This is a genomic window from Streptomyces sp. NPDC059003 (genome assembly GCF_042740445.1).
GTDB lineage: Bacteria > Actinomycetota > Actinomycetes > Streptomycetales > Streptomycetaceae > Streptomyces.
In genome coordinates, this window is sequence record NZ_JBHYJH010000102.1 from 25,854 (window position 1) to 34,513 (window position 8,660).

General features: G+C 71.1%; 8 protein-coding genes. 7 read left to right on the forward strand and 1 reads right to left on the reverse strand.

Features of this window, described 5'->3' with window-relative positions:
- The first annotated feature begins 21 nt into the window (after nt 1–21).
- A complete protein-coding gene (gene bldG, locus ACFWZ5_RS29655) occupies nt 22–363 on the forward strand; it encodes an anti-sigma factor antagonist BldG (protein ID WP_030677886.1) in 342 nt (113 codons plus the stop codon).
- Nucleotides 364–622: 259 nt separating this feature from the next.
- The gene (locus tag ACFWZ5_RS29660) at nt 623–1,066 is read left to right on the forward strand and encodes an ATP-binding protein (RefSeq protein ID WP_384805069.1); all 444 of its coding nucleotides are present in this window, start codon (nt 623–625) and stop codon (nt 1,064–1,066) included.
- A 100-nt stretch (nt 1,067–1,166) separates the two neighbouring features.
- Here the strand turns inward: ACFWZ5_RS29660 and ACFWZ5_RS29665 are convergent, their stop codons facing one another.
- Nucleotides 1,167–1,976 (reverse strand): NAD(P)H-dependent oxidoreductase, encoded by an 810-nt coding sequence (locus ACFWZ5_RS29665; protein WP_384805067.1) that lies wholly within the window; start codon nt 1,974–1,976, stop codon nt 1,167–1,169.
- A gap of 99 nt (nt 1,977–2,075) precedes the next feature.
- On the opposite strand from ACFWZ5_RS29665, the gene ACFWZ5_RS29670 reads away from it, so the two are divergent.
- The 5 genes from ACFWZ5_RS29670 to ACFWZ5_RS29690 all read left to right on the forward strand — a co-directional run bounded on the left by ACFWZ5_RS29670 (nt 2,076) and on the right by ACFWZ5_RS29690 (nt 8,540).
- Entirely contained in the window at nt 2,076–2,945 is an 870-nt protein-coding gene (locus ACFWZ5_RS29670; protein WP_384805065.1) for a helix-turn-helix domain-containing protein, read from the forward strand.
- 320 nt (nt 2,946–3,265) lie between these two features.
- Nucleotides 3,266–5,668: a sodium-translocating pyrophosphatase gene (locus tag ACFWZ5_RS29675; RefSeq protein WP_384805063.1), complete on the forward strand. Its 2,403-nt coding sequence runs from the start codon at nt 3,266–3,268 to the stop codon at nt 5,666–5,668.
- A gap of 201 nt (nt 5,669–5,869) precedes the next feature.
- Nucleotides 5,870–6,460, forward strand: coding sequence for a small secreted protein (locus ACFWZ5_RS29680; protein ID WP_384805061.1), 591 nt, complete (start codon nt 5,870–5,872; stop codon nt 6,458–6,460).
- Between the two features lie 197 nt (nt 6,461–6,657).
- Nucleotides 6,658–8,148, forward strand: coding sequence for a methyltransferase (locus ACFWZ5_RS29685; protein ID WP_384805059.1), 1,491 nt, complete (start codon nt 6,658–6,660; stop codon nt 8,146–8,148).
- Between the two features lie 194 nt (nt 8,149–8,342).
- Nucleotides 8,343–8,540, forward strand: a complete 198-nt coding sequence (locus ACFWZ5_RS29690; RefSeq protein ID WP_384805057.1) for a hypothetical protein — start codon at nt 8,343–8,345, stop codon at nt 8,538–8,540.
- Nucleotides 8,541–8,660: the final 120 nt, after the last annotated feature.

The window sequence follows — 8,660 nt, forward strand, 5'->3', positions numbered from 1 at the left end:
TAGCAAGGTGCTGGAGGATCCGTGGACCTGTCTCTGTCGACCCGTACCGTCGGCGATCGTACGGTCGTCGAGGTCGGTGGCGAAATCGATGTATATACCGCGCCCAAGCTGCGCGAGCAGTTGGTCGAGTTGGTGAACGACGGCAGTTTCCATCTGGTCGTCGACATGGAGCGCGTGGATTTCCTCGACTCCACCGGACTCGGCGTGCTGGTCGGTGGCCTGAAGCGAGTGCGGGCCCACGAGGGCTCGCTGCGCCTGGTCTGCAACCAGGAGCGCATTCTCAAGATCTTCCGTATCACCGGCCTGACCAAGGTCTTCCCGATCCACACCTCGGTCGACGAAGCGGTCGCGGCCACCGACTGAGCCGGAAGCCGGCCGCGCGGCCGGACACCCGGGCCTCGTCCCGGGCCCCGGGCCAAGGCCCGGAGTGGCAGAACGGCGGGGGGCGCCCCCTTCGGGCACGGCCCCCCCCCCGCGCTCGGGAAGGGGTGCCCGCGCGCCGCCCCCGCACACCGGGTCCGGCAGCGGGCCCCCGCCCAACGCCCCGGAGTGGCCGCAGGGGGGGGCCCCGGTCGGCCCCCCCGGCCCCCCGACAGTACGCGTGTATGTCCGAGGGGGATGCATGGCCACGGTTGAACTCCGCTTCAGCGCGCTGCCCGAGCACGTCAGGACCGCCCGACTGGTGGCGGCCGCGGTGGCGCGAAGGGCCGGAGTGGACGAGGCCGTCCTCGACGAGGTCAGGCTCGCGGTCGGCGAGGCCTGCACCCGTGCCGTGGGCCTGCATCAGGCCGCCGGTATCTCCGCGCCCGTGCGGGTCGCGCTGGTCGAGGAGGAGAAGCAGTTCTCCATCGAGGTCGGTGACGAGGCTCCCCGGTCCGTGCCCGCCGGTGCGTCCGGCGTGCGCCCCGGCGGGGGCGACGACCCGGAGGCCGAGGCCGAGGACGAGATGGGCCTCGCCGTCATCAGCGGCCTTGTGGACGACGTGGAGGTCACGGCGAGCGAGAGCGGGGGGCTGATTCGGATGAGCTGGCCAACCGTTTCGCTGGGCGCTGTGCCTGAGCGGTGACCTTGGTGCCCCGTGCGGCGGGGCCGGCCCGGGCTCAGGGGGCGTCGTCCGGTGGGTTTTCCCCCACCCGCCTGCCCTTTTTCGCGCTTCGCGCTCGTCCTCAAACGCCGGACGGGCTGGGTGTAGTGCCGGACAGGCTGGATAGCACGTGCAGGTCCAAGCCCCGGGTTCCCTCCGTCTCCCTGCCGGGGAGCAAGCGCATGTCGTGGTCGTAGTCGCCGCCCGTGAGGGTGCGGTACGGGACCGGGGGCGCCGTGAAGAGGGTGTCCAGGCGGTGGGCGTACTGGCGCTTGGCCGCCTCGAACTGGTCCTGCGGCAGGTCGTTCGCGTGGGGAAGTGCGAACGGCTCCAGGGGCGACATGCCGGTGAACCAGAACAGGCCGTGCTGGAGCGGGTGGAGGACATCGTCGAGGCGGCCGTGGATGCCCCGGTCGGAGAAGGCCGACTCGCGGGCGCCGTACGTCACCGACACCAGGGCGCGGCGGCCCGCCAGCGGGCCGGCCTCGGTGTACGGCGGGGCGACCTTCGCGCCGTAGGCGAAACCGGCGGTGAAGACCCGGTCGATCCAGCCCTTCACGATCGCGGGCGCCGAGAACCACCACAGCGGAAACTGCAGGATCACCGCGTCCGACCAGAGCAGCTTCTCCTGCTCCGCCGCCACGTCCGCCGAAAGCTGCCCGGCCAGGGTGGCGTCCTCGGAGGCGTTCATCACATGCAGCCGCTGGTCCGCCGGCTGCTCCGGGAAGTCGTCGGCGTCGACCGTCGCCTTCCACTTCATCGCGTACAGATCGGACACCTGCACCTCGTGTCCCGCCGCGCGCAGGTGGTCGGCCGCGAAGGTGGTCAGGGAGGCGTTGAGCGAGCGGGGGTCGGGGTGGGCGCTGACGATGAGGATCTTCTTGCCGGTCATGCCGTCCACGTTCTCCCGGGCGCGAGCGGGTAGCCAGTACCCCCTTCGACCGGCGGAATCCCCATCCTGGTACTGCGAGTCCCACGCATACTGGAACGCATGGACGGGGTGAGTCAGCAGAACGGCGGCGGCATCGACGAGCTCGGTGACACGCGGCGGGCGCTGGGCGGATTCCTGCGGGCCCGCCGGGGGCGCGTCGCGCCGGAGCACGTCGGACTCGCCGGTGGCCGTCGGCGGCGGGTGCGGGGGCTGCGCCGCGAGGAGCTGGCCCAGCTCGCCGGTATCAGCGTGGACTACTACGTACGACTTGAACAGGGGCGGGCCACCCAGCCGTCCCCCGAGGTCCTGGACGCGCTCGCCGACGCGCTCGGCCTCGACGCGGCGGAGCGGCGGCATCTGGACACGCTCGTCGCCGCCCGGCGCGACCCCGTGCCCAGGGCCCGCGTCAGCCCCCTGCTGCGGCGGCTCCTCGACTCCCTGGACGGCATTCCGGCCTTCGTGACGAACCACCGCCTCGACGTCGTGGCCTTCAACCAGCTGGGCGCCGAGCTGGTCGGCGGCCTGGGCGAGCCGGGGCGGCGCGAGCGGAACCAGGCCCGGTACCTCCTCCTCGACCCCGCGTCGCGGGACGTCTTCGCCGACTGGGAGGACCGGGCGGTGGAGGCCGTGGGGCAGCTGCGCGTCTCGGCGGGGCGCTACGCCGATGACGCCGAGCTCGCCGCGCTCATCGCCGAACTCGCCGCGCGGAGCGATAAGTTCCGGCAGATCTGGGACACCGGCGCGGTGGTGATGTGCGCGGCGGGGAGCAAGCGGCTGCGGCACCCTGTGGCCGGGGAGCTCACCCTCGACTACGAGACGCTGCACGTGCCGGCGGCGCCGGGCGAGGGCGGCCTGGTGGTGCACGTGTTCAGTGCGGAGGAGGGCAGCCCCGACGAGGTGGCCCTCGCCGGGCTGGCCAACCGGTCCTGAGTGGCCGTTTGATCGCGCTTCGCGCTCGTCGTCACACGCCGGACGGGTTTGATTCGCTCGGCCCGAACGCCGGGCGGTCTGATCTTTCCGGAGTGCCACCGGTCGTACTCATGAGCTGCGTTTTTCTTTAGTGCGATCAGCGTCAACGGTGTCGTCAATGCTTTTGGGGCATTACCGCTTTCGGGGCCAATCCGGGAACGCGATCATTTGCGGGCCCGCGCTTGCACGCCAATTCCGTTTGCGGCGCACTGTTTTGATCAGGTCCGGCTCCCTACAATCCGTCCACATCTTGAGCTCAGCCCAAGCGTCAAGGAGGACGAATGGCGGGGCTTTCTACCCCTCATCAGCTTGACCACCCCTCAGCCCTCGCAGGTGCGGTACTGACCGACGACAACCGGCTCATCGTGATGGTCATCGGGGCCGTCGCGATCGCCGCGCTCGCGGTCGCCTGGGTGCTCGTACGCCAGGTACTCGCGGCCGGCGAGGGCACCGACAGCATGAAGAAGATCGCGGCGGCGGTGCAGGAAGGCGCGAATGCCTATCTGTGGCGGCAGTTGCGGACCCTCGGCGTATTCGCCGTCGTGGTGTTCTTCCTGCTCATGCTGCTGCCCGCGGACGACTGGAATCAACGCATCGGCCGTTCGGTGTTCTTCCTGATCGGCGCGGCGTTCTCGGCGACCACCGGCTATATCGGTATGTGGCTCGCCGTACGCAGCAATGTCCGTGTGGCCGCCGCGGCCAGGGAAGCGACACCGGCGGAAGGCGAGCCGGAAAAGGATCTCACCGCCGTCTCGCACAAAGCCATGAAGATCGCTTTCCGCACGGGCGGCGTCGTCGGCATGTTCACGGTGGGCCTCGGGCTCCTCGGCGCGTCCTGCGTCGTGCTCGTGTACGCGGCCGACGCGCCGAAGGTCCTGGAGGGCTTCGGCCTCGGGGCCGCGCTGATCGCGATGTTCATGCGTGTCGGAGGCGGCATCTTCACCAAGGCCGCCGACGTCGGCGCCGACCTGGTCGGCAAGGTCGAACAGGGCATTCCGGAGGACGATCCGCGCAATGCCGCGACCATCGCCGACAACGTGGGCGACAACGTCGGCGACTGCGCGGGGATGGCCGCCGACCTCTTCGAGTCGTACGCCGTCACGCTCGTCGCCGCGCTGATCCTCGGCAAGGCGGCGTTCGGCGACTCCGGGCTCGCGTTCCCGCTGATCGTCCCGGCGATCGGCGTCGTCACCGCCATGATCGGGATCTTCGCGGTGGCGCCGAGGCGCTCCGACCGCAGCGGCATGACCGCGATCAACCGCGGCTTCTTCATCTCCGCGGTGATCTCGCTAGCGCTCGTGGCGGCCGCCGTCTTCGTCTATCTCCCCTCCTCGTACGCCGACTTGGACGGCGTCGAGGACGCGGCGATCCTCGCCAAGGACGGCGACCCGCGGATCCTGGCCGTCGTGGCCGTCGGCATCGGCATCCTGCTCGCCGCGCTGATCCAGCAGCTGACCGGCTACTTCACCGAGACCAACCGGCGGCCCGTCAAGGACATCGGCAAGACGTCCCTGACCGGCCCCGCGACCGTCGTGCTCGCGGGCATCTCCGTCGGGCTCGAATCGGCCGTCTACACCGCGCTGTTGATCGGCCTCGGCGTCTACGGCGCGTTCCTGCTCGGCGGTACGTCGATCATGCTGGCCCTGTTCGCGGTGGCGCTCGCCGGTACGGGCCTGCTCACCACGGTCGGCGTCATCGTCGCCATGGACACCTTCGGTCCGGTCTCCGACAATGCGCAGGGCATCGCCGAGATGTCCGGCGACGTCCAGGGCGCCGGCGCGCAGGTCCTCACCGACCTGGACGCCGTGGGCAACACCACCAAGGCCATCACCAAGGGCATCGCCATCGCCACGGCCGTCCTCGCGGCGTCGGCGCTCTTCGGCTCGTACCGCGACGCGATCGCGGAGGCGGCCGACGACGTCGGCCAGAAGCTCGGCGACGGCGCGCCCATGAACCTGGTCATGGACATCTCCCAGCCCAACAACCTGGTGGGTCTCGTCCTCGGCGCCGCGGTCGTCTTCCTCTTCTCGGGGCTCGCGATCAACGCGGTGTCGCGGTCCGCGGGAGCCGTGGTGTACGAGGTGCGGCGGCAGTTCCGCGAGCGCCCCGGGATCATGGACTACACGGAGCAGCCGGAGTACGGGCGCGTCGTGGACATCTGCACCAAGGACGCGCTGCGCGAGCTGGCCACGCCCGGCCTGATCGCCGTGCTCACGCCGATCGCGGTCGGCTTCACGTTCGGCGTCGGCGCGCTCGGCGCGTTCCTCGCGGGCGCCATCGGCACCGGCACCCTGATGGCGGTGTTCCTCGCCAACTCCGGTGGCGCGTGGGACAACGCGAAGAAGCTCGTCGAGGACGGCCACCACGGCGGCAAGGGCAGCGAGGCCCACGCCGCGACCGTCATCGGCGACACGGTCGGCGACCCGTTCAAGGACACCGCGGGCCCGGCCATCAACCCGCTGCTCAAGGTGATGAACCTGGTGGCGCTGCTCATCGCGCCCGCGGTCGTCAAGTTCTCCTACGGGGAGGACAAGAGCGTCGGCATGCGCGTCCTGATCGCGGTGCTCTCCATCGCGGTCATCGTCGGCGCGGTGTACGTGTCCAAGCGGCGCGGGATCGCCGTGGGTGACGAGGGCAACGCGGGGAAGGCCGTCAAGTCGGCCGACCCGGCTGTGGTTTCGTAACACCGGCTCAACGTGCGGGCGGGCGGCGCCATTTGAGGCGCCGTCCGCCCGTCGTGCGTTCCCGTGGGCGCGCGCGGCGGGGGGTCGTGAGGCTTCTCTCGCCGGACCAGCCTTGGTGCAAATGGCTGCAAAAGGGGTGGTACCGGGTCCCTGGCATGCGGTCGTCGCCCGGTTGGCGTGTAAGTTCCGGGGCCGAGAGCCATGGAAGGGACCAATCCGGTGAACAAGAAGCTCGCGGCCGCAGTGTCCGGCGGTGCGGTACTGGTACTGGTACTGGCGCTGTCGGGATGCAGCAGTGACGACGGCAACAAGAAGCTGGACGACTGGGCCAAGAAGGTCTGCGACACGGCGGTGCAGGCGCAGTCGAAGAAGATCTCGGACGCCAACGCGGCCATCAAGAAGCAGACCACGGACAACAGCTCGCCGGACGACGTCAAGGCGACCGACTCCAAGGCGTTCGGGGACATCTCCGCCGCGTACGCCGAGCGCGCCACCGCCCTGAAGAAGGCGGGTGCCCCTCCGGTGGACGACGGCGAGAAGAAGCTGAACGACGCCACCAAGGAGCTGGACGGCCTCTCCAAGTCGTACGCGGACCTCAAGACGCAGACCGACAAGCTCGACACCAAGGACCAGGCCGCCTTCGCGGACGACCTCGCGAAGATCGCGGAGGAGCTCGGGAAGCTCAGCAAGAGTGAGAACTCGGCGCAGAAGCGGTTGGAGGCCGGGGACGTGGGCAAGGCGATGCGGAAGCAGGACAGCTGCAAGGCCGGGGGCTCGCCTTCGGCGTCCTGACGGAGCGGTGGCCGTCGGATGGGCTGTGCCCACCCTTCCCCAAGCTCTCGGCTTCGCTCGAGCAGGGGATGCCCCACTCGCCCTCTGGGCGGACCAGCTGCCCACAGCGGGAGCGGCAGAGGCAGCGGCGCGGCTGCCCACAGCCAGTGCGATGAGTGTGGACGGGTCACAATGTGGGCGTGAGTTATGGCCTGCCTATGTCTGATCGTTCCGATGTGTCCGCGCGGTTGAGGGAGGCCCTTCTGGGGGCCGACTTCACCGCGGACGGGCTGCTCGAGCTGCTCGGTGCGCCCGCGTACGCCGCGCTCGCGCGCAGCGAGACCGTGCCTGCGCTGCGGGCCACTCGGGGCGACGGTGACCTGGAGACGCTCGTACGTCTCTTCCTGCTGCAGCGTTCCGTGCCGCACGCGCGCGTGGAGCGGGTGCTGCCCGTCGGCCCTCTCCTGGAGAGCGGCTGGCTCGTACGGGAGGGCGACGGTGACGTCCGGGCCGCCGTCGACGTGCGGCCGTACGGGGGGCCCGACGGCGAGGACTGGTTCATCGTCTCCGACCTGGGGTGCGCCGTCGGCGGTGCCGGGGGCATCGGGAGCCGGGACGAAGGGGTGGTGCTCGGCGTCGGCGGCGCGTCCACGACGCTCGCCGGCATCACCGTACGCACGCCCGTGGCCAGCGCCCTCGACATCGGCACCGGCTCCGGGATCCAGGCGCTGCACGCCGCGCAGCACGCCACCCGGGTGACCGCCACCGACCTCAACCCGCGCGCCCTGCACTTCACCCGGCTCACCCTCGCGCTCTCCGGAGCGCCGGAAGCCGACCTGCGCGAGGGCTCCCTGTACGAGCCCGTGGACGGCGAGACGTACGACCTCATCGTGTCCAACCCGCCGTTCGTGATCTCCCCGGGCGCCCGGCTCACGTACCGGGACGGCGGCATGGGCGGGGACGATCTGTGCCGCTCGGTCGTTCAGCAGGCGGGGGCCAGGCTGAACGAAGGGGGGTACGCGCAGTTCCTCGCCAACTGGCAGCACGTCGAGGGCGAGGAGTGGACCGAGCGGGTCCGCTCCTGGGTGCCGCGCGGCTGCGACGCGTGGATCGTGCAGCGCGAGGTCCAGGACGTCACGCAGTACGCCGAGCTGTGGCTGCGCGACGCCGGGGACCACCGCACGGACCCGGCCGCGTACGCGGCGCGGTACGACGCCTGGCTCGACGAGTTCGAGGCCCGCAAGACCCGGGGCGTCGGCTTCGGCTGGATCACCCTGCGCAAGTCCGGCGCCGCCGAGCCGTCCGTGACGGTCGAGGAGTGGCCGCACCCCGTCGAGCAGCCCCTCGGCGACACGGTGCGGGCGCACTTCGCGCGCCAGGACTACCTGCGTGCCCACGACGACGCCGCGCTGCTCGCCGGGCACTTCAAGCTCGCCGGTGAAGTGGTGCAGGAGCAGGTCGGCCTGCCCGGGGCCGAGGACCCGGAGCACGTCGTCCTGCGCCAGCACCGCGGGATGCGGCGGGCCACGCAGGTGGACACGGTGGGTGCGGGCTTCGCGGGCGTGTGTGACGGCTCGCTCAGCGCGGGCCGCATCCTGGACGCCATCGCCCAGCTCATGGGCGAGGACCCCGTGGTCCTGCGGGACCGCACACCGGCGCAGATCCGGCTTCTTGTGGAGCAAGGGTTCCTGGAGCCGGTGGGGGAGTAGCGCCGCGTACTCCCCATGCGCCCGGAGTCGGCCCCTCCAGGAGGGAATCCGGCCAATGTCGGCCCCTGTCGGCCGCCCTCCGTTCACCCGGCCGTTCACCCCGATTTCGCGCACCGGACGCCCGGGCGTGCCAGCCTCCGCAGGCGGGGCACCCGACGGGCGCCGCGCAGGGGACGGCACGGGGAGGCCAGGCCATGGAGAGCGGACCAGCGATCTTTGCCGGGACGGTGTTCGCGCTGTTCGGGGCCGGGCTGCTGCTGTGGACCGGGGCACGCGTGGCCCACGGCGAGCCGGTGGCCCACGGGGTGCGGCCGACGGCCGCGGCGGCCGTCTCGGCGCTGGCCGGATCCGGCGCGCTGGCGCTCGCGGTGTGGTGCTTCACACGCATGTGAGCCCTGCCGGGGGCTTCCCCCACCCCGCCCCTTCCCGAAACCAGGGGGCTCCGCCCCCTGGACCCCCCTTTATCCGGCCTGCGGCCTCGTCCTCAAACGCCGGACGGGCTATTCCTAGCC

Coding starts and splice junctions, on each gene's coding strand:
- ACFWZ5_RS29690 (WP_384805057.1), top strand. CDS start 8,343: ATGGAGAGCGGACCAGCGATCTTTGCCGGGACGGTGTTCGCGCTGTTC.
- ACFWZ5_RS29660 (WP_384805069.1), top strand. CDS start 623: ATGGCCACGGTTGAACTCCGCTTCAGCGCGCTGCCCGAGCACGTCAGG.
- ACFWZ5_RS29675 (WP_384805063.1), top strand. CDS start 3,266: ATGGCGGGGCTTTCTACCCCTCATCAGCTTGACCACCCCTCAGCCCTC.
- ACFWZ5_RS29665 (WP_384805067.1), bottom strand. CDS start 1,976: ATGACCGGCAAGAAGATCCTCATCGTCAGCGCCCACCCCGACCCCCGC.
- ACFWZ5_RS29670 (WP_384805065.1), top strand. CDS start 2,076: ATGGACGGGGTGAGTCAGCAGAACGGCGGCGGCATCGACGAGCTCGGT.
- ACFWZ5_RS29685 (WP_384805059.1), top strand. CDS start 6,658: ATGTCTGATCGTTCCGATGTGTCCGCGCGGTTGAGGGAGGCCCTTCTG.
- ACFWZ5_RS29680 (WP_384805061.1), top strand. CDS start 5,870: ATGGAAGGGACCAATCCGGTGAACAAGAAGCTCGCGGCCGCAGTGTCC.